Source organism: Erwinia tracheiphila (assembly GCF_021365465.1).
GTDB classification, from domain to species: domain Bacteria; phylum Pseudomonadota; class Gammaproteobacteria; order Enterobacterales; family Enterobacteriaceae; genus Erwinia; species Erwinia tracheiphila.
The window spans coordinates 92,028-114,933 of the sequence record NZ_CP089932.1; the positions used below are offsets into that span (position 1 = coordinate 92,028).

At 49.9% G+C, this 22,906-nt stretch carries 15 protein-coding genes and 10 pseudogenes; 12 read left to right on the top strand and 13 right to left on the bottom strand.

The features are described 5' to 3' along the window. Nucleotides 1-360 precede the first annotated feature (360 nt). Nucleotides 361-455 (top strand): annotated as a pseudogene (locus LU633_RS00475) (IS6 family transposase); the annotation flags it as partial. A gap of 18 nt (nucleotides 456-473) precedes the next feature. On the opposite strand, the gene LU633_RS00480 reads toward LU633_RS00475, so the two are convergent. The 5 genes and pseudogenes from LU633_RS00480 to LU633_RS26415 form a co-directional block, all read right to left on the bottom strand. Then, a protein-coding gene (locus LU633_RS00480; protein ID WP_233481968.1) for an IS1 family transposase occupies nucleotides 474-1,171 on the bottom strand; the annotation gives its coding sequence in 2 pieces (ribosomal slippage) (nucleotides 474-910 and nucleotides 910-1,171; 699 coding nt in all). An 83-nt stretch (nucleotides 1,172-1,254) separates the two neighbouring features. Further along, nucleotides 1,255-1,404: pseudogene (locus tag LU633_RS00485) on the bottom strand (replication initiation protein); the annotation flags it as partial. A gap of 193 nt (nucleotides 1,405-1,597) precedes the next feature. Further along, nucleotides 1,598-1,681: pseudogene (locus LU633_RS25870) on the bottom strand (NadS family protein); the annotation flags it as partial. A 200-nt stretch (nucleotides 1,682-1,881) separates the two neighbouring features. Continuing rightward, a pseudogene (locus LU633_RS00490) lies at nucleotides 1,882-2,136 on the bottom strand (hypothetical protein); the annotation flags it as partial. A 742-nt stretch (nucleotides 2,137-2,878) separates the two neighbouring features. Then, nucleotides 2,879-3,093, bottom strand: a pseudogene (locus LU633_RS26415) (IS91 family transposase); the annotation flags it as partial. A gap of 399 nt (nucleotides 3,094-3,492) precedes the next feature. Between LU633_RS26415 and LU633_RS00500 the strand changes: the two are divergent. Both LU633_RS00500 and LU633_RS00505 read left to right on the top strand, forming a co-directional pair. Next, complete coding sequence (locus LU633_RS00500) at nucleotides 3,493-4,224, top strand: expansin EXLX1 family cellulose-binding protein (RefSeq protein WP_046372116.1); 732 nt, start codon at nucleotides 3,493-3,495, stop codon at nucleotides 4,222-4,224. Between the two features lie 102 nt (nucleotides 4,225-4,326). Further along, the gene (locus tag LU633_RS00505) at nucleotides 4,327-5,214 is read left to right on the top strand and encodes a glycoside hydrolase family 5 protein (RefSeq protein WP_233481970.1); all 888 of its coding nucleotides are present in this window, start codon (nucleotides 4,327-4,329) and stop codon (nucleotides 5,212-5,214) included. A 96-nt stretch (nucleotides 5,215-5,310) separates the two neighbouring features. Here the strand turns inward: LU633_RS00505 and LU633_RS00510 are convergent. From LU633_RS00510 to LU633_RS00520, 3 genes and pseudogenes are all read right to left on the bottom strand, one after another. Continuing rightward, nucleotides 5,311-6,007, bottom strand: a pseudogene (locus LU633_RS00510) (IS6 family transposase). Nucleotides 6,008-6,265: 258 nt separating this feature from the next. Next, a complete protein-coding gene (locus tag LU633_RS00515; protein WP_046372110.1) occupies nucleotides 6,266-7,465 on the bottom strand; it encodes an IS91 family transposase in 1,200 nt (399 codons plus the stop codon). Between the two features lie 8 nt (nucleotides 7,466-7,473). Next, nucleotides 7,474-7,662, bottom strand: a complete 189-nt coding sequence (locus LU633_RS00520; protein ID WP_020322936.1) for a hypothetical protein — start codon at nucleotides 7,660-7,662, stop codon at nucleotides 7,474-7,476. A 117-nt stretch (nucleotides 7,663-7,779) separates the two neighbouring features. Here LU633_RS00520 and LU633_RS00525 point away from each other — a divergent pair. The 8 genes and pseudogenes from LU633_RS00525 to phoU form a co-directional block, all read left to right on the top strand. Further along, nucleotides 7,780-7,995 (top strand): annotated as a pseudogene (locus LU633_RS00525) (omptin family outer membrane protease); the annotation flags it as partial. 964 nt (nucleotides 7,996-8,959) lie between these two features. Then, nucleotides 8,960-10,330: a bifunctional UDP-N-acetylglucosamine diphosphorylase/glucosamine-1-phosphate N-acetyltransferase GlmU gene (gene glmU, locus LU633_RS00530; RefSeq protein ID WP_016193005.1), complete on the top strand. Its 1,371-nt coding sequence runs from the start codon at nucleotides 8,960-8,962 to the stop codon at nucleotides 10,328-10,330. Between the two features lie 162 nt (nucleotides 10,331-10,492). After that, the gene (gene glmS / locus LU633_RS00535; protein WP_016193004.1) at nucleotides 10,493-12,322 is read left to right on the top strand and encodes a glutamine--fructose-6-phosphate transaminase (isomerizing); all 1,830 of its coding nucleotides are present in this window, start codon (nucleotides 10,493-10,495) and stop codon (nucleotides 12,320-12,322) included. A 244-nt stretch (nucleotides 12,323-12,566) separates the two neighbouring features. Continuing rightward, nucleotides 12,567-13,607, top strand: coding sequence for a phosphate ABC transporter substrate-binding protein PstS (gene pstS / locus LU633_RS00540; RefSeq protein ID WP_016193003.1), 1,041 nt, complete (start codon nucleotides 12,567-12,569; stop codon nucleotides 13,605-13,607). An 82-nt stretch (nucleotides 13,608-13,689) separates the two neighbouring features. Continuing rightward, complete coding sequence (pstC, locus tag LU633_RS00545; protein WP_016193002.1) at nucleotides 13,690-14,652, top strand: phosphate ABC transporter permease PstC; 963 nt, start codon at nucleotides 13,690-13,692, stop codon at nucleotides 14,650-14,652. Continuing rightward, nucleotides 14,649-15,536, top strand: coding sequence for a phosphate ABC transporter permease PstA (gene pstA, locus LU633_RS00550; protein ID WP_016193001.1), 888 nt, complete (start codon nucleotides 14,649-14,651; stop codon nucleotides 15,534-15,536). The genes pstC and pstA overlap by 4 nt, the downstream gene beginning before the upstream one ends. Before the next feature lie 43 nt (nucleotides 15,537-15,579). Continuing rightward, nucleotides 15,580-16,350: a phosphate ABC transporter ATP-binding protein PstB gene (pstB, locus tag LU633_RS00555; RefSeq protein WP_016193000.1), complete on the top strand. Its 771-nt coding sequence runs from the start codon at nucleotides 15,580-15,582 to the stop codon at nucleotides 16,348-16,350. A gap of 17 nt (nucleotides 16,351-16,367) precedes the next feature. Continuing rightward, the gene (gene phoU, locus LU633_RS00560; protein ID WP_016192999.1) at nucleotides 16,368-17,105 is read left to right on the top strand and encodes a phosphate signaling complex protein PhoU; all 738 of its coding nucleotides are present in this window, start codon (nucleotides 16,368-16,370) and stop codon (nucleotides 17,103-17,105) included. Nucleotides 17,106-17,504: 399 nt separating this feature from the next. On the opposite strand, the pseudogene LU633_RS00565 reads toward phoU, so the two are convergent. Continuing rightward, nucleotides 17,505-18,325, bottom strand: a pseudogene (locus LU633_RS00565) (IS5 family transposase). A gap of 453 nt (nucleotides 18,326-18,778) precedes the next feature. Here LU633_RS00565 and LU633_RS00570 point away from each other — a divergent pair. After that, nucleotides 18,779-20,062, top strand: coding sequence for a serine/threonine transporter (locus LU633_RS00570; protein WP_016192996.1), 1,284 nt, complete (start codon nucleotides 18,779-18,781; stop codon nucleotides 20,060-20,062). A 212-nt stretch (nucleotides 20,063-20,274) separates the two neighbouring features. On the opposite strand, the pseudogene LU633_RS25675 reads toward LU633_RS00570, so the two are convergent. From LU633_RS25675 to LU633_RS00600, 4 genes and pseudogenes are all read right to left on the bottom strand, one after another. Next, nucleotides 20,275-21,235: pseudogene (locus LU633_RS25675) on the bottom strand (IS91 family transposase); the annotation flags it as partial. Between the two features lie 8 nt (nucleotides 21,236-21,243). Continuing rightward, nucleotides 21,244-21,432: a hypothetical protein gene (locus tag LU633_RS00590; protein WP_040465908.1), complete on the bottom strand. Its 189-nt coding sequence runs from the start codon at nucleotides 21,430-21,432 to the stop codon at nucleotides 21,244-21,246. A gap of 115 nt (nucleotides 21,433-21,547) precedes the next feature. Next, nucleotides 21,548-22,252 (bottom strand): annotated as a pseudogene (locus LU633_RS00595) (IS91 family transposase); the annotation flags it as partial. A gap of 8 nt (nucleotides 22,253-22,260) precedes the next feature. Beyond that, nucleotides 22,261-22,449 carry a hypothetical protein gene (locus LU633_RS00600; RefSeq protein WP_020322936.1) on the bottom strand — a complete coding sequence of 63 codons (189 nt, stop codon included), beginning with the start codon at nucleotides 22,447-22,449 and terminating at the stop codon, nucleotides 22,261-22,263. Between the last annotated feature and the right edge of the window lie 457 nt (nucleotides 22,450-22,906).

Sequence of the window (22,906 nt, forward strand, 5' to 3'; positions counted from 1 at the left end):
ACCCCGACAGCAGCTTCAGTAACCCACGAAGTGTTTTCTGCTCCGGGAGCCAAAAATATACCCTGTGATTCTTTTCAGTCGATGCTCCCACACATAGTCTGTGTTTTCTGGCCGCATCTGTCTGCCTGAACTTTATCCAGCGCACCCGAGCACACAGAAACAAATACTGTAGACTACGAACAACGTATTGAATGCCTGACTAATTTTTATATTGATAATTGAAAGCACTATTAATATAGCTGCTAACAATTAATTTAACTATCAATAAAAGATGGTCTGTTTTCATTAAGAATAATCTGAGTTTTATTGCATTAAGGTGTCATCAGGTAACATACCGTTTTTTTATGATGTTTCCTGACCATGTCTCTGATCCGAAACTCCTTTCGACGCCTCCATTATCCCGTTGATATTATTGCTCAGTGCTCCGCTGGTCTCTGACTTATTCACTCAGCCTTTGAGGTCGTGACGCAGATTTATTGATAATGATGAAGAGTAAGATACCAACCGATGATCTTATCGTGCATTTCCTCTGACTTCGAAAAGCAAATTGTTCTGCGGGTCAGTCGTTTGATATGTGTGCGAAGATTAAGATTATGTCGTTCTGTCCGTTGGGTATATTTCTTGCTCACCACGTGGCCTGTTGCACTTAACAGAACTTTATAAACCGGCCACGCATCTGCCATATAAAAGGCAATGTTAAATTTGCTTAACAGGGCCAGCAATCGTCGCAGGGTCGGGGCATTTCTCGGGCCGAAGACATGGGCCAGAGCACGTTTGCGGATACGGTCATAAGCATAGAACAACCACCGGGGATTGCTTTTACACCGCACGTAAGGCCATTTTTCACCGGCTTCACAGCAGATAACAACCTCCGTTTCGGGGTCGATATTCTCAGCTACCTGCTTTGGGGAAATTTTTTTAAGTGCCGCAGAACCGTATTGAGGCTGATACCGAGAACCCGTGGGGTATCGCGACATCCGTAACCATTCATGGCCATATTAACAATGGTCTGGTGTGTGTCTGGTTTGGCACCGGAGTAGCTAAAATTGAGCAGAAAGGTCTTTGAACAATGCTTGCAGATGTAACGTTGGGCACCGGATGCTGAATGTCCGTTACATCGTACAGCATGAGTTTCATTGCACTGAGGGCAGACGACATCAACTTTAGCCATATGTTACATCCAAAGCGCAAAGCATACGTTATCAGCAAGTCTGCGTCACGACCGTATATCCGATATAATTGGGAGGACTACAAGAACATGGCGTGAGGCTGGTTAAACTGGATGTATTTCGCCAGAATGGCGCGTTCCTTACCGGCAATGCGAACACCAAAGTGCATATCGTCCGAAAATTACGGCTTGTGCGGTAAGCGGTCGTTGAAGAGTTCGAGTGCGGTGTTATGCAATGCGTCCTGCGCTTATGGCGGGCTGTTGTCTGGCACGGTTCATGTGCTAATATCCTTTTTAGGTTTCGTTCCTGGCCCTGGTTATCATGTCCGCTTGCCAAAGTAGAGCATGATTTCCGGGGCTTTGTTTTTTCTGTTGCCGTTAAATTACACGTGAACGGTCTTGTTTGTCGAATCCTTCTGTCACAACGGCTTAGTGCGCCGCCAGCTCCTGGAAGAATTTCGGGGTCGCCTGAATGGTTGCCAGCACCTTCGCCACCAGTTCAGTCAGGTTACGATTCTGTCCGTTCAGGAAGAAGCTTAACGATAACGTGGACGACTAAGATCGTTAATCCGATAGCGATAAAACGCTCATGCCACGTTTCATAATGGAAAAACCAGTAGCAACAAACGATGAGGAGCACGCCTCCCAGAAGTGAAGCGCCAGTCTCAATAACGGTATGGAATGTGTTCCGCCAAAAACTCAGCTTCTTAGGCTCACCTCTTTGCATTGATTTCACTCGCTACAATCTCAAGAATCCTTTCAAAAGCAGGATTCCCCTGCGTTCTGCGGACATGCAGGGCTTCAATAAATGGGTTAAGTGCTTGTTCTAAAAAGAAATAAAGCAGGTCGTAATTTCTTTGCCGGGGCACATTATAAATTTCTGGATTTAACTGGCGAAGACGTTCTGATGTATAGAGACACCGTTCAATCATGCCGCCAATCAGTAAAGCGTTACCAATGATACCCCCCGCAGAGTGCTGACATATCAGATGGCATACAAATCAAAGTCTGATTGAATTTTAACCACCCCATTCCAGTGCAGAAATAGTTTCAATTTCCTGTACGTGAAGTAGGCCGACATCCTCTGGTATGGGTAAAACTGGATCTAATCCTGAAAATGCTGGGTTATCCAGCTAACTGGAAAAACCGATCAATGTTCAATTCACTCTGAATATGTGTGGGGGCACGGGTCTGTCGGGAGCCAGACGCGGTAGTTCCGCACGCCCGGTTCTGAGGAGGGGCCTGACCGGGTAACTGTCAGGCCTACTCAACTCAGACCCGTTAATGCACCAGAACTGACGCTTACCTCCGTTCGGATTGAAAGGAAATATGTATTTTTTAAAACTATTTGGAACTAATAGAAATTTTTATCTACTCATTATTCAAATTTATCCAATAATTATTTCGATGATGGTTTTATGGGGCTGTGTGTATTCCGCCCTTTATGGTTAGGAGATTGAATCGCTTCTTTATAGAGCTGCCTGACCATGAACGGTGGCAAGAGCCGCACCAGTGAAGGCAAGGTTCAACATGAGTTTTCTGATAAAAATGCCGTCTTTGGCGTATTTTTAACCTTAAACCTATTTTTCAGGCGCACCGATCCAGAGCTGGTATCCGCAGCCTGCCTTTACAGAGGATGCACTGATATGGATCTGTGCCCAGGAAGATTTTCATCAGCACCGCGAACCCGGGGCGTTTCGGTTTTTCCCGTACCGCCACTTCGATACCTTGCCTGCAGGCCTGGCGGACCATGGCGCGGGTGACGAAGCGGAACAGCTCGTTGAGCAGGGGCCAGTTGTTGTTGAAGAACGGCCACAGCAGGTAGGGCATGGTAAAGGAGATGTGCTACTGCTCGGTGGCCTTGAGGCCACAACTGCTGCAGGCTTTGGACTTCAGGTCTGGCAAAAGAAACGGGCGTGGGTGCAGCCGTGCTCGCACCGCAGAGACGCTACGTTTCATCTGTGAAGGTAATTACGTTCATAATAATGCCAGCATAAGCTCAACTCAGCATGAGGAGGATATTCCAAATCAGGTGGATGATTTGGAGTCTTACTCTAATGTCCCTGGCCGTGTAAAAATAAATTAAATGAGTTATCGCAGGCGATAAATTCAGGTCATCTGCAATACAGTGCTCCGGAATAGCTTCATTACACGAAACGGGTTATTGAAAATGCTGAATCAGGCAGACTTGGTTCGGAAATTACCCATATTGATGCTCAAAATATTTCAATGCTGCCACGTGATTACAACCATGCTTTCGCTAAATCTCAAGGTTTTCAATAGCGGCTCTGACTTTCTCAGTCACCTTTATCATAAGGAGCAATATGTCTTTTAGATTGTTGACAAAAATTACCCCCATCTGCGCTGTTTTAACTTTAGGTTTGACTCTGAGCAGTACGTTAGCACAAGCCGCTGATGCTATCTGGTCAAAAAACAAAGTATGCAGGGGATATGCGACCGAAACAGGGTCGGGTTACTCAGGCGGAGCTTTACTGCTGGATCCCATTCCTGCAGGTATGAATATAGCGGCCCTTAGTCCTTACCAGCTCAACTCTGGAGGCATACGGGCATCACTCGCTGGAGCCTGGCTGCAGGTAACCGGACCAGCCGGAAGCATAAATGTATATGTTACGGACCTGTATCCTGAAGGTAAAAGCTGTGCACTTGACCTGTCGCCCGGAGCCTTTAAAAAAATAAGCGGAATTCCCCCCGGCTGGGTAGATAACATACACTGGAAAGTGATCCCTGGCCCTTATGAGGGGCCTGTCCTGTACAGGATAAAAGAAGGCTCCACGATTTATTGGGCAGCAATTCAGGTTCGCAGAACACGATATCCTGTTGTGAGTATGGATTATTATGAGTTGGGACATTGGATTCGGGCGAATAAAACAGATTATAACCATTTTATTCTGAATAAAACCGGGCCGGGAAATATCAAAATACGTTACCGTGACATTTATGGTCATCAGCTTAGTGATTATATTCCAGATGCTGTATTAAATAAAGAATCATCAAAGGTAAAAATTATTCCCGGGCGTGTACAGTTTCCACTTTGATTTATGTTATTTAACACAATATATAATACAGGACATGACAGTATGTACTTATGCAGAAATTTATTGAGAAAAATGGCTTTAACCGCGGTTATCTGTAGCAGCATGCCAGCCATGGCAGTTCTTCCTATTCAGGTTCAAGGAAATAAAATACTTTATGGAAACAGCAATATTAGCCTTTGTGGTAACAGTCTATTTTGGAGCAACAGTGGATGGGGTGGGGGGAAATTCTATAATGCAGCGAGTATTGAAGATCTGAAAATTAACTGGCATGCCGGAATTGTTCGTGCAGCTATGGGGGTGGAAGATGGCGGTGGATACCTCAGCGACCCGCAGGGAAATGTCAATCGTGTGGATAGCGTTATCGATGCCGCAATAAAAACAAACATGTATGTGATAGTTGACTGGCACAGCAGTCATGCGGAATCCTACCAAAAGGAAGCTATATCATTTTTTCAGAGATTGGCTACGAAATACGGGAAATATCCTAACGTCATATATGAGATTTATAATGAACCACTTGCTGTGTCATGGAAAGAAACAATCAGACCTTACGCGAACGCGGTTATTTCGGCAATTAGGGAAAAGGATCCGGATAATCTCATTATTGTTGGAGTGCCTAACTGGTCTCAGGACGTGGATGTTGCCGCTCAGGCACCTTTAAGCGGAATAAATATCGCCTACGCATTTCATTTTTACGCAGGCACGCATGGACAGCCCTTCAGGTACAAGCTGTTGACCGCATTACAGCATAGATTACCGGTGTTCGTGACGGAATGGGGAACGGTAAATGCAGATGGTAACGGTTCAGTAAATATACAAGAAACGGCAACATGGATAAGATTTCTTAATGCACATAAGATCAGCTACGTGAACTGGGCCTATAACGATAAAGCAGAAGGAGCATCCTCATTTTTACCGGGAATACGTAAACTGAGCGACTCAGGTAAAACTATACTTAGTCTTGACAGAGGATGCCCTGGTAAGCTGTGATGCTGAGAAGGGTCCGGCACTGTTGGGCCCTCTACACGATTCTGGACTCTGTCGCATTAGCACAGGGAGGTTAGCCAAAATTGGGCTGCCTGTTTTTCAGGCAGCCAGCCGATAGAATTTTCCGCTGGGGACAATCCGTCTCCGTCAGGATACTGGTACTGTCCCTTGCGGATCATCTGGATTAATTCAATGACTGCCAGTATCGTCTGAGCACGCCGGAATGATTTGAATCCCAGCATTGGTCGGATTCGCCGTTTGATATTTCGATGGTTCTGTTCCACAAGGTTGTTCAGGTATTTACTCTGCCTGACCGTAACCGTCTCTTCATCCGGTTTTCCGGCATTAAGTATGGATAGAGCCGCTGTGCTGGCACGACTTTTATCGATGGTTATGACCTCCGGTTCGCCATGTTGGCGAATGGCCTTGCGAAAGAAACGCGGCGCTGCCGCAGTATCCCGTTTAGCCGTCAGCAGGAAATTGATGGTCTGGCCCGCAGTACCGACTGCACGGTACAGATATTTCCATGTCTTTTGACTTTGATATAGGTTTCATCCATTCGCCACCGCCGACCTGCTGGGTGCCTGTGTCGACGAAAAGCCTTATCCAGCAGTGCCAACAGGCGAATAACCCAACGATGCAGAGTGGAATGGTCAACGACAATACCGCGCTCTGCCATTATCTCTTCTAGGTTGCGTAAACTCAGTGAGTAATCTAGGTACCAGTGGACACACTGAGCGATAACATCAGTGGGGTAATGCAGGCGTTTCGGATCAGAAGCATGGGCAGGTAATATAAAAAAACAGCATGTTACCGGACAGCGACTTAATGCGGCAGAGCCTTGCCTGGGGAGAACGCTGAAGGCTGTTTGCGATAGCAGGTTCACGTATAGGAAATTGAAACCATTTCAGCGCCGGAATGAATTGGTTGAAATTTAATCATTTTTGATTTGTGTGTCCGCGAGGGCGTCGGCGAGCCACTGACTGGTGATGATTTGCGCTCTTTCTGGTTGTTTTTCAGGCTATCAGAGTGCTCGGGGCGGATCTTCCCTGCGTCAGGCCGGGATATACCTCATCAGACTGATATCCCGTGCGTGGATTTTCAGCCCCTGCACATTCAGACCAGCTACCGCACGACGGTAAACCATTCGCCCGCCGCACAGCACGCATTCGAACGGGTCTCGCCGCAGGAACTGCTTACTCAGCTGCGCGTAACATATCTTCACCGCCGGATCCGGTTTATCCATACCCAGCGCGCTGTATACCTGCGGCAGTCTTTCACCGCACACCCGGTTGGACAGAAAACCAAAATAGCGCACCATCCTGAAGTGTTTCTCCGGGATATGCTGCTTCAGACGTCTTACCATTTCATGCTGCGTCAGCCTTTCCGTGGCCTGCTGACCCGTATTGTGGTCGTGATAGCGGAAGTTCAGCGTGGCGCCGCCGGCGTAGTGCGCCAGCCGGGAACCGGCTATCGGGGGCTTTTTCAGATACCGGCCCAGGTATCTTACGGTGTTTTTACTTCCCGCCGTCTTTTTCGACATGTATACGTACCAGCATTGTCCGCCTGCAGTCAGTATCAGCGTCCGCCACTGTGAGTCTGTGGTGATATGCATCAGCTCCACAGGAAGCGCAATGCCTTCTGACCAGGCATCCAGCAGGCGCTGCCGGACATTCCACATCCATCGGGTGCGCATGGCGTCCTTACGGAAGCTGATTTTTCGCCACTTTCCGTGCTCATCAATACCGCCGCAGGTGACGGAGACGTGGACATGGGGATGCCAGTTAAGGCGGCGGCCGTACGTATGAATGGCGCAGAATATACCGATATCCAGCCCGCGTTTTCCTGCCGCATACAGCAGGTTGTCGACGGCCAGGCGGCAGAGGTCGTTGAGCAGCCAGCGGTTGGCTTCAAACAGGGCCCACAGCGTGTCGGGCAGGGTGAAGACCAGATGCTGCCAGTCGCAGTCCGGCAGGCGGTTAAGCTGCGCGGCAATCCACAGGTCTGTGGCCTTTTTACCGCAGGACGGACAGGCACGGCTGTGACAGGCGTTGGTAATGTACCTGACGTGAGGACACTGCGCGTTGTCGCAGGCATACTCTTTCACGCCGCTGATGCGGGTGCCGCAGGCCAGCATTTTTGTGACGGCTTCAACTTCGATATCACGCAGGCCGCCGGTATCCAGAAAGGAAGCCCAGCACTGGTTGGTGGTGAAGAGCTTTTTGAGCGGACGGGGGCTGAAATCAGAAACCACGGGACAGATTAATTTCCGGCTTCCTGTAGTCGGGTGAGTGCTGCTGCATCGTGACGATGCTCAAGTATGGCGCTGGCGACCATTGCCGGAGGTGGAGCCATGGGCTTCATCAGCTTAATCCAGTCCCATTCACGCTGGGAAAGCTTATCAGCGGCAACGGAGAGCAGGACGGTGTCGATACTTTTACGTGTCATCATGGTGGTGGTCTCTGAGCAAAATATGTAGCCAGATCATACATATTCGAACCAGTGAATGGCAACTCCGGGTCAGGCTGACGGCACGGTTTTCAATTTGCGGCCGTCAGCCTGCCCTGTTCACGTTACTATGGCACTTCAATTGATGCCGGATATTACGTAACTCTGAATGCCAAAGTATTTGCTGAGTTCACCTACAGTAAATATGAGGAGGCTAAGGCAGGGACTCAGATTATTGATACTAAAAGTGGCGAGTCCGCCTCCATTGGAGGAGATGCTGCTGGGATATCAAATAAAAACTATACGATTACAGCGGGTCTGCAATATCGATTCTAAGTAAAAATCATGATTAGGATGATTATTTCCATTTCATTCGTTACCTAACCATGACTCATGCCATATTTAATGCCAGAGAAACGGATCTGGCATTAAAAAATTGCATAAATTTTAAGTCAGGCATACCCGTTAAACGTAAAAGATGAAATCCATTTTAAAAACAGCATCATAGTATGATGCTGCCCCATATCATACATCAAGATTTCGTAGGGTCTAAGAAAAGAAGTTATTAACATACAAAGGTGTTAAACCCCGTCACTCCTTACGAAATAGGGTTTTACACCAACTCATTATTCATAAACAAACCATAGTTCTCAATGAATCAGCTGTTCATGGTGAATAATACACCGCAGAGACAGGTCCACGGGATCACGCTGTCGCCGAACGTATTGATGAACAAACTCCAGCCGTCATCGACTGGAAGAGCAGTCTGGCAGGGCGCGGAATATACATGTCACAGAGTATAAAACGGGGCTCAGGGCATGCAAACCATCGGAAGCGCGAAGCGATGACGCTCGCCCTGTAAGGGCGCTACGTTCTGTGGACGTGGTTATAAACAGGTTTATCTTTCTGTTTTGCATCTTACCATGCCGGCCAGGACTTCTTTTTGAGTTATTAGCGCATTCCTGTGGGATGCAATCAACGCCGCCTTTTTGGAAATCGGCGTTGATTGCATTAGAATACAGGCCCTGTTGAAAGATGATTTGCTATCTTCAGCAGCATTCTGGAAAGCGTTCAGTAGTAAGCTGCCAGCGGTTGCCAGTTAAGCAGAGGATAATTCATAAACCATAAAAATCGTCGACGTTTTGATGCTATTATTCCTGCACCAACGTGGTGAAAAATGGTGTTGACCCTCGTCCGGTAAAGAGTATTTTTGAACGGTAAAAGAAGTAGTATTTTAGCCGCATTATAGGTTTACTTTTTGCCGTAAAGCAGAGAGTCAGAAATCAGAAGCAGGATGTCTATGTCAAACAGTGCGATAAGTGTGGTGATCCTTGCAGCAGGCAAGGGAACCCGTATGTACTCCGATCTCCCCAAAGTTCTTCATCCCCTTGCAGGCAAACCGATGGTGCAGCACGTCATTGATGCTGCTAAAGGTGTGGGCGCTGACAGAGTCCATCTCGTTTATGGCCACAGCGGGGAGCAGATACAGGCAACCCTGACTGAACCTTCGCTGAACTGGGTTTTACAGGCAGAACAGTTGGGGACTGGACATGCGATGCAGCAGGCAGCACCCTACTTTTCCGATGATGAAGATATTCTGATGCTCTACGGCGATGTGCCGTTGATTTCGCCTGAAACACTGAAACGTCTTCGCAAAGCGAAACCAGAAGGCGGAATCGCACTTCTGACGGTGATTCTGGATAACCCTGCGGGCTATGGCCGTATTCTTCGTGACAATGGCTCGGTGGTGGGGATTATCGAGCAGAAAGATGCCTTGCCCGAACAACTGAAAATCGGCGAGATTAATACGGGCATTCTGTTGGCCAATGGCGCAGATCTGAAACGCTGGTTGAGCAAGCTGAATAATAATAATGCGCAGGGCGAATATTACATTACCGATATTATCGCGTTGGCCCACCAGGAAGGCCGCAAAACAGAAACTGTGCAGCCTTCACACAGCTCGGAGACGGATGGCGTAAATAACCGTCTGCAACTCGCCGCGCTGGAACGTGTTTATCAGGTTCAACAGGCCGAAAAATTACTGTTAGCCGGGGTGATGCTGAAAGATCCTGCCCGTTTCGATTTGCGCGGAAATCTACGCTGTGGCCGCGATGTGGAAATCGATACCAATGTGATTATCGAAGGCGACGTCACACTCGGTGACCGCGTAAAAATTGGCAGTGGCTGCGTGCTGAAAAACTGTGTCATCGGGGATAACTGTGAAATCAGTCCCTACAGCGTGCTGGAAAATGCCGAACTGGCAGCGTCCTGTACGGTTGGGCCTTTTGCCCGTTTACGCCCGGGAGCAACGCTCGCAGAAGGGGCGCATGTGGGCAATTTTGTTGAGATGAAGAAAGCCTCGCTGGGCAAGGGATCGAAAGCTGGTCATCTTAGTTATCTGGGCGACGCGGAAATCGGTGCTAATGTCAATATTGGTGCCGGGACAATCACCTGCAATTATGACGGTGCCAACAAGTCACTGACGGTGATTGGCGACAGCGTTTTTGTTGGCTCAGACACCCAGCTGGTCGCACCGGTCACCGTTGCCGCAGGTGTGACCATAGCTGCGGGTACAACGGTGATGAAAGACGTTAGCACAAAAGGGCTGCTGTATAACCGTAAAGAACAAATTCTGAAAACTGACTGGCAGCGGCCCGTAAAGAAAAAATAATTTTAGTTGACCGCTTTTGTTCCATGGATGAGCTGCAACGCATCAGCAATAAATAACGATAATCCCCACTCTCTACAAGGCTCGGGGAACCGGCAAAGACCAGAATAATCAGGTCAGAAGACAAGATGAATGGTCTGACGTGACATGATCTCAGGAAAAAATATGTGTGGAATTGTAGGTGCAGTAGCGCAACGTGATATCGCTGAAATTCTGCTGGAAGGATTACGCCGCCTTGAATACCGCGGCTATGACTCAGCCGGGCTGGCGGTGGTCACCGCTGCAGGCGAGGTTACCCGCTTTCGACGTCTTGGGAAAGTGAAGATACTGGCGGAAGCGGCAGAAAGTACGCCATTACCCGGCGGAACGGGAATTGCGCACACGCGCTGGGCAACGCACGGAGAACCTTCGGAAGCGAATGCCCATCCGCATATCTCTGAACATATCATCATTGTTCACAACGGCATTATCGAAAATCATGCACAGCTGCGTGAGCAGCTTATCGCCCGTGGCTACCATTTTGCGTCTGAGACGGACACCGAGGTGGTTGCTCATCTGGCTCATTGGGAACAGCAGCAGGGGGGGTCATTGCGAGAAGTGGTGCAGCGGGTTGTCCCCCAGTTACGCGGTGCTTATGGCATGGTTATTCTCGACAGCCGCGATCCCTCGGTGCTGGTAGCGGCTCGATCCGGCAGCCCGCTGGTGATTGGACGTGGCGTTGGAGAAAACTTCATTGCCTCAGACCAGCTTGCCCTGCTGCCTGTCACCCGCTGTTTTATTTATCTGGAAGAAGGGGATATCGCCGAGGTAACCCGCCGCGACGTGACGGTTTTCGATCACCTTGGCGAAAAGGTACTGCGCAGTGAAATCGAATCTACTGCGCAGTATGATGCGGGGGATAAGGGCATTTATCGCCACTATATGCAAAAGGAGATTTACGAGCAGCCGATGGCGATTAAAAACACCCTTAGCGGGCGTTTCAGTCACGGGGCAGTTGATCTTTCCGAACTGGGACCACAGGCGAACCAGTTACTGACGCAGGTTGAACATATTCAGATCGTTGCCTGCGGTACTTCTTACAATTCTGGTATGGTTTCCCGCTACTGGTTTGAAGCTCTGGCGAATCTGCCGTGTGACGTGGAGATTGCCTCGGAGTTCCGCTACCGCAAATCGGCCGTGCGCAAAAACAGTTTACTGATTACGCTTTCGCAATCCGGTGAAACGGCGGATACGCTGGCTGCATTGCGCCTGTCAAAGGAGTTTGGCTACCTTGGATCGCTGGCCATTTGTAACGTGGCTGGCTCTTCGTTGGTACGCGAGTCCGATCTTGCGCTGATGACCAAAGCGGGGACGGAAATCGGTGTTGCCTCCACCAAAGCCTTTACCACACAGTTAGCGGTATTGCTGATGCTGGTGGCAAAAATTGGCCGTCTCAAGGGCATGGCGTCAGAAATCGAGCACGATATTGTTCACGCGCTTCAGGCGTTGCCCAGCCGTATCGAGCAAATGTTGTCGCAGGATAAGCTGATAGAAGCGCTGGCAGAAGAGTTTTCTGATAAGCACCACGCGCTGTTCCTGGGGCGTGGCGATCAGTATCCTGTCGCGCTGGAAGGCGCGCTTAAGCTGAAAGAAATCTCTTACATCCATGCTGAAGCTTACGCGGCAGGCGAGCTGAAGCATGGGCCACTGGCGCTGATTGATGCTGATATGCCAGTGATTGTCATTGCGCCAAATAACGAGCTGCTGGAGAAACTGAAGTCGAATATTGAGGAAGTCCGTGCCCGTGGCGGCCTGCTGTATGTTTTTGCAGACAGGGATGCCGGGTTCAGCAACTGCGATGGAATGCGCATTATATCGCTGCCCCATGTTGAAGAAATTATCGCGCCGGTTTTCTATACGGTGCCGCTGCAACTGCTCTCTTACCACGTTGCACTGATTAAAGGGACAGATGTCGATCAGCCGCGTAACTTGGCTAAATCAGTTACTGTGGAATGATTCGCTATGGGGCCGGATTTTCCGTCCCCGCTTATTCCCATTGTTGGCGATTCGTCGCCGACTTTGCATTGCCGTTCCTGCTGTAACCTAATGAAACAAAGTCGACCATGACCTTGCTTTCTGTCACAAAACTGTCATACAGCCTACATTTTACTGTCATCAAACTGTCCTATTTTGCCTCCAGCAGCAATATTTATAGATAGTAAAACTGTATAAAGCCTGAATTTTATCCCCTGGAGGGAACATGACTCTGATGCAAAAAACGGTGGCTCGTTGCGTGGCAGTTGCCCTTTCTCTGACCGCTGTTTCAGCACTTGCTGCGACGAATCTGACTGGTGCTGGCGGCACGTTCCCTGCACCCGTTTATAACAAGTGGGCAGCAGATTACAACAAAGTGACTGGAGCAAAGGTTAACTATCAGGGGATTGGTTCTTCCGGCGGCGTGAAACAGATCATTGCTAAAACGGTGGATTTTGGTGCGTCCGATGCACCGATGAAAGAAGAAGATTTAGCTAAAAACGGTTTGTTCCAGTTCCCAACCGTGATTGGAGGGGTGGTGCTGGCGGTAAATATTCCGGGCATCAAATCAGGTCAGCTCATTCTTGATGGCAAAACCGTAGGGGATATTTATCTCGGCACTATTAAAAAATGGAACGATCCGGCTATCACTAAACTTAACCCCGATGTGAAACTGCCAGACAGCAATATCAACGTGGTGCGCCGCGCTGACGGTTCCGGCACCTCTTTCGTCTTTACCAGCTATCTGTCAAAAGTGAACAGCGACTGGAGCAGCAAAATTGGCAAAGGTAACACCGTAAACTGGCCAACGGGTTTGGGTGGTAAAGGCAATGATGGCGTGGCGGCGTTTGTTCAGCGTCTGCCCGGCTCAATTGGATACGTGGAATACGCCTACGCTAAACAGAATAATCTGGCCTATACCAAACTTGTTGATGCCGATGGCAAACCGGTTGAACCCAGTGAGCAGAGCTTTAGCGATGCGGCAAAAGGCGCAGACTGGAGTCAATCTTTCGCCCAGAATTTGACTTTCCAGAAAGGAAACAATGCCTGGCCAATTACCTCCACCACTTTCATCCTGGTAAAAAAAGAGCAGGTCAGCGCGGATAAAGGTGAGGCAGTACTGAAGTTCTTCGACTGGGCATATAAGAACGGTGGCAAAACCACCACCAGCCTCGATTATGCTCCACTGCCAGATTCCGTGGTTACAAGGATCCGCGCTGCCTGGAAAACCAATGTAAAAGACAGCGCAGGTAAAGCGCTTTACTAAGCAGTGACAGGGAGCGACTGAATCGGTCCTTACTCCCGGGCGGCAGCGATGCCGCCCTTACACTTTTAACATCGGGAATTTTATGGCTACAACCCGACTGATATTTAAAGCCCCCGGCAAACAGGGCGATATTATTTTCGGTGCGCTGGTTAAACTGGCTGCGCTGATTGTATTGTTGTTACTCGGCGGCATTATTGTTTCGCTTATTATCTCTTCCTGGCCCAGCATTCAGAAGTTTGGCTTCGCTTTTTTATGGAGTAAAACCTGGGATGCTCCCAACGAACAATTTGGTGCGCTGGTGCCGATCTACGGCACTATTGTCACCTCAATCATCGCCCTGATCATTGCCGTCCCGGTCAGCTTTGGTATTGCACTGTTTCTGACGGAACTGTCACCCAACTGGCTGCGTCGTCCGCTCGGTGTCGCCATTGAGCTGCTGGCAGCGATTCCCAGTATTGTTTACGGTATGTGGGGATTGTTTATCTTCGCCCCGCTGTTTGCGACTTATTTCCAGACGCCACTCGGCAACGTGATGTCAAATATTCCCATTATCGGGGCGCTCTTCTCCGGGCCGGCATTCGGTATCGGCATCCTGGCTGCCGGGATAATTTTGGCGATAATGATCATTCCTTACATTGCTTCCGTCATGCGCGATGTATTTGAGCAGACGCCGGTAATGATGAAAGAGTCCGCATACGGCATTGGCTGTACCACCTGGGAAGTGATCTGGCGCATCGTGTTACCGTTCACCAAAAATGGCGTCATTGGTGGCGTGATGTTGGGGCTGGGCCGTGCTCTGGGTGAAACTATGGCGGTGACCTTTATTATTGGTAACACCTACCAGCTCGACAGCCCGTCGCTGTTTATGCCGGGCAACAGCATTACCTCAGCGCTGGCAAATGAATTTGCGGAAGCGGAATCTGGCGTGCATACGGCTGTGCTGATGGAGCTGGGCCTTATTCTGTTTGTGATTACCTTTATCGTTCTCGCCTGTTCCAAACTGATGATCCTCAGACTGGCAAAAAGTGAAGGAGCGCGCTCATGACCGCGATGGAGCTTCAGGCACGGGTCGAACTGGCCGCGTCACGCCGTAAGATGCAGGCCTGGCGGCGCGTTAAGAACCGCATTGCCCTAACCCTCTCTCTGCTGACTATGGCCTTCGGTCCGTTCTGGCTGATATGGATCCTCTGGGCCACGGTAACTCGGGGTTTCGACGGCATGAGCCTGACGCTGTTTACCGAAAGCACGCCGCCGCCGAATACCGCAGGTGGTGGACTGGCCAATGCGATGGTAGGCAGCGGCCTGATGATATTCTGGGCAACCGTCGCAGGCACACCGCTTGGGATCATGGCGGGGATTTATCTGGCGGAATATGGCCGTAAATTCTGGCTGTCTGAGGTGATTCGTTTTATCAACGATATCCTGCTCTCCGCGCCTTCTATCGTGGTTGGGCTGTTTGTCTACACACTGGTGGTGGCCCGAATGCAGCATTTCACCGGCCTTGCCGGGGTGGTCGCGCTGGCGCTGTTGCAGATCCCCATCGTTATTCGCACCACCGAAAACATGCTGAAACTGGTACCAGACAGCCTGCGTGAAGCGGCCTATGCGTTGGGAACGCCCAAGTGGAAGATGATTTCAGCTATCACGCTAAAAGCGTCGATTTCAGGAATTTTGACTGGCGTACTGTTGGCGGTGGCGCGTATCGCCGGGGAAACGGCACCCTTGCTGTTTACTTCGCTATCGAATCAGTTCTGGAGCACGGACATGATGCAGCCGCTGGCTAACCTGCCAGTGACCATCTTCAAATTTGCCATGAGTCCCTTTGCGCAATGGCAGGGTCTTGCCTGGGCTGGCGTGCTGCTGATTACCGTCTGTGTGCTGCTGCTGAATATACTGGCGCGCGTGATCTTTGCCAAAGGCAAACATTAATTAAGATACGCGGCTACGGCGGCGTAAATAAGCGAGAAAGAGAATGGCTGACAACAGTTCCGCTAAGATGATTCAGGTTCGCGATTTGAACTTCTATTACGGAAAATTCCATGCGCTGAAAAATATCAACCTGGATATTACTAAAAACCAGGTGACGGCATTCATTGGCCCATCCGGCTGCGGCAAATCCACCCTGCTGCGCACCTTTAACAAAATGTTTTCTCTTTATCCTGAGCAGCGGGCAGAGGGTGAGATTCTGCTCGACGGCGAAAACATTCTGACGGCCAGCCAGGATATCTCACTATTGCGCGCCAGAGTTGGAATGGTTTTTCAAAAACCCACGCCCTTCCCCATGTCTATTTACGACAATATTGCCTTCGGCGTGCGCCTGTTTGAAAAGCTCTCCCGGGCTGATATGGATGAACGCGTGCAGTGGGCGTTAAGCAAGGCTGCCCTGTGGACCGAGACCAAAGATAAGCTGCACCAGAGTGGTTATAGCCTGTCTGGTGGCCAGCAGCAGCGGTTGTGTATTGCGCGCGGCATTGCCATTCGCCCGGAAGTTTTGCTGCTTGATGAACCCTGCTCGGCGCTGGACCCCATTTCCACCGGACGAATTGAAGAGTTAATTACCGAGCTGAAGCAGGATTACACCGTGGTGATTGTGACGCACAATATGCAGCAGGCAGCGCGCTGTTCCGATCACACCGCGTTTATGTATCTGGGCGAATTAATCGAATTTAGCGATACCGACACGTTGTTTACCAAGCCTTATCAGAAGCAAACTGAAGATTATATTACCGGCCGCTACGGTTGAGTTGACTGGAGAATAGAATGGATAACCTGAATCTGAATAAACACATCTCCGGTCAGTTCAACGCCGAGCTGGAGCATATTCGTACCCAGGTGCTGACCATGGGAGGGCTGGTGGAGCAGCAGCTGACCAACGCCATTATTGCCATGCACAATCAGGATGGTGAGCTGGCGCAGCGGGTCATTGATGGCGACAACAAGGTCAATATGATGGAGGTTTCCATTGATGAGGCCTGCGTACGTATTATTGCCAAACGCCAGCCTGCCGCCAGTGACCTGCGGCTGGTAATGGCGATTATCAAAGCTATTTCTGAGCTGGAACGTATTGGTGACGTAGCCGAGAAAATCAGTCGTACCGCGCTTGAAAAATTTGGTCAACAGCATCAGCCGCTGCTGGTTAGCCTGGAATCATTGGGCTACCACACCATTCAGATGTTGCATGATGTGCTGGATGCGTTTGCACGAATGGATGTGAATGCCGCCATTGATGTTTATCGCGAAGACAAAAAGGTGGATCAAGAATATGAGAGCATCGTGCGCCAGCTGATGACCTATATGATGGAAGATCCGCGCACTATTCCCAGCGTGCTGACTGCACTGTTTTGCGCCAGGGCCATTGAGCGAATCGGTGATCGTTGTCAGAACATCTGTGAAATTATCTTCTATTTTGTCAAAGGTCAGGATTTTCGTCATGTTGGCGGCGACCAGCTTGATAAGCTGCTGACTGGCGATAAGGACAACAGCAACCTTCCTGCCTGATTGATCTTCGTTATGACCAGACCCTCTGGTCATAACCTGTTTGTTCCCCTTCCAGCATAACAACGATTTCATTCCCTGTCCTTTCTGCTGTCTGCCCTGTTCTGGCACGGTGTGCTGAGAGAGCTGATCGATCACCTTTAATACCCTGGCTGTTACACAGAATTATTTACAGGGTCAAGCCCGAACGTGAGCATGTGAAAAGAGCCGTTTTTTGTCGTTACTGGACCTGAAATCAGGGATCTCAAAAAGTTTGAAACGCCAGGATGTTGAACAATCAGATGTCACCGACTGAATATGAAAACCAATATTATTAACGGCCCGGAAGTGTCTGGATTAGCTGTGGTAATTCACACTGACCGTTTTTTGAGATAAGGGGAAAATAATACTGTCAACGTCAATTTATTGATAATATTGACTAACAGCCTGTCTCAACAGAACTTTATTCCAGACAATCAGACCACAGGAAAAACGCAAAAGGCCCCCGTCATTCTCAGGCGTCTTTTCCCGTCGGGTCAGGGCCCGGCGAAACCGGTTCATCCGGCTGTGCGTCCTCCCGGCGACGGGCCATGAAGTTCGTGGTTTTACTGGCATCTCATTCCTCTTTACGGGGCGGGATATAAGGTTCGTCACGACGGCTCAACCGGTCTGTTTTCAGCCCGGGCGCTCCGTCGCCTTTGTCCGGGCAGAGTACGGTTTTTTGCCCCGGGCGCCCCGTCTGAAGAGCACCGGGTGTGTCCGCCACCAGTTTGATGTCATGCCTGTCTGCTGCTGCGACGAGCCGTGGCAGAGGAAGCCCCCCGGTATCTGTCATCAGACTGGGCTTTACGCCCTGTTTCCCTCTGTCCGTGGGGTTGCGTCCTGTTTTTTTGTCCCGGGCAGCGGTGATGTTGTCATACCGCCATCCACCGACAACCATGAGCAGTCCGTGCTGTCCGGGTGCTCACAGGCCAGTGATCCGTTCTGCCAGAAACGCCCGAAGACACCTGCGTCTCTCCGTTCCCGGAAGCGTCGGTGCGCAGAATCTGATAAACCTATCCCTGTGGCATTGAGTGCATTCCACTGACAGGCTGTGCTGGGGACGAAGAAAATGGCGTTCATTGCGACCCGATTATCAACACGTTTTCGGCGCGTACCCGGAGGATGGCGGTTTTGTGTTCCGGGATAAGCGGGGCCATTTTGTCCCGGAGTTCATCGCTAATCTGCCCTTTACCGCCTGCCATACTTTGCCCTCAGATATGACCGGGATGCATTATACGATGACGCCTTTTGGGACAGACTCTAAGTCTCCGATACATTGCGGCTTCGCCAGGTAGCGTTTTCTTTCACTCCGGTCGGAGCGCACTTATACTCGTCACATTTTATTGTGATACTTTCTTCATCTGTCCTTAGTGCGAGATGCATCTGGGAAGCTGTGTATCTGAAAGATAAAGCATTTCAGTAATACGGGAGGCTATCTCATCACCTCTTTGCAACCGTGCTTTTTAACGATATTATTGACTATGATCTCAAAGTTACATTGGTGGTCAGCCTTTTATGCTTCTGATGGGTGTTATGCCCACATTTAATCGCAGGGGTTACCATGTCAGGATGGTTTTTCGATGAAGTGTGCAGTAAAAAACATCAACCGTTCTTGTGGAAAAAATAATTATTTTATAATGAGATACTGAGGAATAATGAACAATACAATGATCGGGGCTTTGCCTAAAAAATCGATAAGTTACTGGTGCAAAACTGACATCATGTGGATGTTAGGGTTGTATGGTACAGCAATTGGTGCAGGTGTTCTTTTTCTTCCTATTAATGCTGGAATTGGCGGATTAATTCCGTTAATTATTATGGCATTTCTCGCCTTCCCGATTACTTTCTTTGCTCATCGCGGATTAACTCGTTTTGTTCTATCCGGTAAAAATGTGGAGGGTGATATTACCGAGGTGGTGGAAGAACATTTCGGTATTTCGGCAGGTAAACTGATTACGCTGCTGTATTTTTTCGCCATTTATCCTATTTTGCTGGTGTACAGTGTGGCGATCACAAATACGGTTGAGAGTTTTATAACTAACCAGATGCATATGAATGCGCCCCCGCGTACGCTGCTTTCACTTATTCTGATTCTCGGCTTAATGACGCTTGTCCATTTCGGCCAGGATATAATCGTCAAAGCGATGAGTATTCTGGTGTTTCCGTTTGTTGCTGTGCTGATGGCGCTGGCATTTTACCTTATCCCTCACTGGAATGCCTCAATATTTGAAAATATCTCCCTTTCCGGTAACGCCCCAGGGCACGGCATGCTCATGACCCTCTGGCTGGTCATTCCGGTCATGGTGTTTTCCTTCAATCACTCGCCGATCATCTCTTCTTTTGCTGTCGCAAAACATAAAGAATACGGTAATGACGCCGAGAAAAAATGTTCGCGCATTCTGGCAGTTAGCCACATCATGATGGTTATCTCGGTGATGTTCTTTGTCTTCAGCTGTGTCCTGAGTCTGTCGCCAGCCGACCTGCTGGAAGCAAAAGCTCAGAACATTTCAATCTTGTCTTATTTAGCTAACCATTTCTCAAGCCCGATGATTGAATATATCGCGCCATTCATTGCTTTTATTGCGATTACTAAATCTTTCCTTGGCCATTATCTGGGGGCGCGTGAAGGTTTCAACGGTATGGTAATTAAGTCGCTGCGCAGCAAGGGTAAAACGATTGCGCTGTCAACGCTGAATCGGTATACCGGCATCTTTATGTTGTTAACTTCCTGGCTGGTCGCAACGCTGAACCCTAGTATTCTGGGAATGATTGAAACCCTCGGCGGCCCGATTATTGCGATGCTGCTATTTCTGATGCCAATGTATGCTATCCACAAAGTTCCGGCGATGAAAAAATACAGCGGCCACATCAGTAATGTGTTTGTTGTGATTATGGGTCTGATTGCCATGTCAGCCATTGTATTCAGCTTGGTCGGTTAACCATAAACGTTATGAAATACAGAGGGCGAGAATATCCCATTTATTTCTCTCCCTCTTTTCTGTTTATTCTGGCCGTAATCTAATTCACCTGGAGTGTTCACCGCTATCAGCGTCTTCGATTTTTTCAAAATTGGTATTGCCTTACGTACAGGAAATTGAAACCATTTCTGCGCTGGAATGGGGTGGTTAAAATTCAATCAGACTTTGATTTGTATGCCATCTGATATGTAGACCACCTGCAGCTTCTCTCCGCACACCCGGCTGGACAGAAAACCAACATAACGCACCATCCGGAAGAACTTCTCCGGGATATGCTGTTTCAGCTGCGCCAGACTCTCACGCTGAGTCAGCGTTTCCGTCGCCTGCTCACCGGTATTGTGGTCGTGGTAGCGGAAGTTCAGCGTCGCGCCCCCGGCGTAGTGCGCCAGCCGTGAGGCCGCTATCGGCGGCTTTTTCAGGTAACGGCCCGGGTATTTCACGGTGTTTTTGCCCCCTGCAGTCTTTTTTGACATGCACACATGCCAGTAATCGCCGCCGGCAGTCAGTATGAGGCCGCGCCACCAGACCAGACGCTCAGGAGTAACTGGCGGATATTCCACATCCAACGGGCGCGCATGGCATCCTTACGGAAACTGATTTTTTCCACTTCCCGTGCGCATCGATACCGCCGCAGGTGACGGAGACGTGGATATGAGGGTGCCAGTTGAGTCGCTGGCCGTAAGTATGGATGGCCCAGAAAATACCGCTATCGAGTCCACGCCTGCTGGCGGCATAGAGCAGGTTATCGACGGCCAGGCGGCAGAGGTCGTTAAGCAGCCATCGGTTGACTTCAAAGAGTGGCCAGAGCGAAGCGGGGAGGGTGAAGACCGGGTGTATCCAGTTGCATTCCGGCAGGCTGGTTAAGCCGGGCGGCAATCCACAGGTCGGTGGCTTTTTTACCACAGGACGGTCAGGCCCGGCTGTGGCAGGCGTTGTTGATATACCTGACGTGGGAATACTGCGCGTTGTCGCAGGCATACTCTTTCACACCGCTGATGCGGGTGCCGCAGGCGAGCATTTTGGTGACGGCTTCGACTTCGATATCGCACAGACCACAGCGTCGAGGAAAGACGCCCAGCACGGGCTAGCCGTGAACAGTTTTTTGAGTGGGCGGGGGCTGAAACCGGAAAGCACGTGGCAGATTAATCCCCGGTGTCCTGGAGGCGGGTGAGCGATGCTGTATCGTGGCGGTGCTCCAGTATGGCGTCAGCGAACATCACCGAAGGTGTGGCTATGGGCTTCATCAGCTTTATCCAGCCCCATTCACGCGGTGAAAGCTTATCAGCGGCAACGGATAGCAGGATAGTATCGATACTTTTACGGGGCATCATGGGGAAAGACTCTGAGAAAAATATGTTGCCAGATCATATATATTCAAATCACTGTATAATAACTCAGAGTCCGGCAGATGGTGCGGTTTTCAATTTGCGGCCGTCAGGCTGCCCTGTTCCAGCATTGTCCGCCTGCAGTCAGTATCAGCGTCCGCCACTGTGAGTCTGTGGTGATATGCATCAGCTCCACAGGAAGCGCAATGCCTTCTGACCAGGCATCCAGCAGGCGCTGCCGGACATTCCACATCCATCGGGTGCGCATGGCGTCCTTACGGAAGCTGATTTTTCGCCACTTTCCGTGCTCATCAATACCGCCGCAGGTGACGGAGACGTGGACATGGGGATGCCAGTTAAGGCGGCGGCCGTACGTATGAATGGCGCAGAATATACCGATATCCAGCCCGCGTTTTCCTGCCGCATACAGCAGGTTGTCGACGGCCAGGCGGCAGAGGTCGTTGAGCAGCCAGCGGTTGGCTTCAAACAGGGCCCACAGCGTGTCGGGCAGGGTGAAGACCAGATGCTGCCAGTCGCAGTCCGGCAGGCGGTTAAGCTGCGCGGCAATCCACAGGTCTGTGGCCTTTTTACCGCAGGACGGACAGGCACGGCTGTGACAGGCGTTGGTAATGTACCTGACGTGAGGACACTGCGCGTTGTCGCAGGCATACTCTTTCACGCCGCTGATGCGGGTGCCGCAGGCCAGCATTTTTGTGACGGCTTCAACTTCGATATCACGCAGGCCGCCGGCATCCAGAAAGGAAGCCCAGCACTGGTTGGTGGTGAAGAGCTTTTTGAGCGGACGGGGGCTGAAATCAGAAACCACGGGACAGATTAATTTCCGGCTTCCTGTAGTCGGGTGAGTGCTGCTGCATCGTGACGATGCTCAAGTATGGCGCTGGCGACCATTGCCGGAGGTGGAGCCATGGGCTTCATCAGCTTAATCCAGTCCCATTCACGCTGGGAAAGCTTATCAGCGGCAACGGAGAGCAGGACGGTGTCGATACTTTTACGTGTCATCATGGTGGTGGTCTCTGAGCAAAATATGTAGCCAGATCATACATATTCGAACCAGTGAATGGCAACTCCGGGTCAGGCTGACGGCACGGTTTTCAATTTGCGGCCGTCAGCCTGCCCTGTTCAGTATGGTGGCATCCATCGCCTGCATTAAAGAAAGCCATGGCGGCTATCCACGGAAGCCCGGCCATACTGTGCACGGATTTTATCATTGGGCATCCTTTTTGTTGATTAGAGTAGCGGATGTGAGCTGCAATGAATAAGGATAGCATTGTGTCAGCAGGAATCACATTACTTAAAAAGGGTTTCAGGGGTTGATTTGCTTTGAAAACAGACGTATTGCGACGTTTATTTACTCTAAAGATGAAAAAAGAATCAGTCAGAAATTTATTTTCAATAACCCCTTGTCAGGGCGCACAAACTCCCTATAATGCGCCACCACTGACACGGAACAACGGCTTCG

Bases quoted from the DNA above. Each gene is read 5' to 3' on its own strand.
- LU633_RS00500 (WP_046372116.1), top strand. From the start codon at position 3,493: ATGTCTTTTAGATTGTTGACAAAAATTACCCCCATCTGCGCTGTTTTA.
- glmU (WP_016193005.1), top strand. From the start codon at position 8,960: ATGTCAAACAGTGCGATAAGTGTGGTGATCCTTGCAGCAGGCAAGGGA.
- pstA (WP_016193001.1), top strand. From the start codon at position 14,649: ATGACCGCGATGGAGCTTCAGGCACGGGTCGAACTGGCCGCGTCACGC.
- LU633_RS00600 (WP_020322936.1), bottom strand. From the start codon at position 22,449: ATGATGACACGTAAAAGTATCGACACCGTCCTGCTCTCCGTTGCCGCT.
- pstC (WP_016193002.1), top strand. From the start codon at position 13,690: ATGGCTACAACCCGACTGATATTTAAAGCCCCCGGCAAACAGGGCGAT.
- pstB (WP_016193000.1), top strand. From the start codon at position 15,580: ATGGCTGACAACAGTTCCGCTAAGATGATTCAGGTTCGCGATTTGAAC.
- phoU (WP_016192999.1), top strand. From the start codon at position 16,368: ATGGATAACCTGAATCTGAATAAACACATCTCCGGTCAGTTCAACGCC.
- LU633_RS00520 (WP_020322936.1), bottom strand. From the start codon at position 7,662: ATGATGACACGTAAAAGTATCGACACCGTCCTGCTCTCCGTTGCCGCT.
- pstS (WP_016193003.1), top strand. From the start codon at position 12,567: ATGACTCTGATGCAAAAAACGGTGGCTCGTTGCGTGGCAGTTGCCCTT.
- LU633_RS00590 (WP_040465908.1), bottom strand. From the start codon at position 21,432: ATGATGCCCCGTAAAAGTATCGATACTATCCTGCTATCCGTTGCCGCT.
- LU633_RS00570 (WP_016192996.1), top strand. From the start codon at position 18,779: ATGAACAATACAATGATCGGGGCTTTGCCTAAAAAATCGATAAGTTAC.
- glmS (WP_016193004.1), top strand. From the start codon at position 10,493: ATGTGTGGAATTGTAGGTGCAGTAGCGCAACGTGATATCGCTGAAATT.
- LU633_RS00505 (WP_233481970.1), top strand. From the start codon at position 4,327: ATGCCAGCCATGGCAGTTCTTCCTATTCAGGTTCAAGGAAATAAAATA.